1 pseudogene is annotated in these 420 nt (G+C 57.9%); it reads left to right on the forward strand.

Annotation, left to right across the window (positions count from 1 at the left end):
* Positions 1-420 (forward strand): annotated as a pseudogene (locus KP705_RS18160) (plasmid recombination protein); the annotation flags it as partial.

Raw genomic sequence — 420 nt, forward strand, 5'->3', positions numbered from 1 at the left:
CCCTGAACGAGATGCAGACCGACTTTGCGCGAGTTGTGGGACGCCCTGTCGGACTGGAACGCGGCATCGAAGGAAGCAAGGCCACCCACACCAAGCTGAAAACCTACTACGGGGCGCTAGAACGGGACGCACCCGAGCACAAAAACCTGACCCCTGCTGACCTAGAACCGCAGGTGCTCAAGAAGGGGATTTTTACCCGTGTTGTGGAAGACCCTGAGCAGGTGGCAAAACGCATCAGTCAGACCGTTCAGCAGCATTATGAACCTGCCGTTCAGAGCGCCACAGTTGCCCGCACAGCGACCAAACGGGCCAAGGAAGACAGAGAGAGCCTGAAACAGCTTCAGAGCCGTCTGGAGCCTCTTGTGAAGGCTCTGAGGGATATTCCGACCCAATACCGGGAGAAGGTTATCGAGGGCTGCG

This window comes from Gluconobacter sp. P1D12_c, assembly GCF_018812105.1.
Taxonomy (GTDB): domain Bacteria; phylum Pseudomonadota; class Alphaproteobacteria; order Acetobacterales; family Acetobacteraceae; genus Gluconobacter; species Gluconobacter oxydans_A.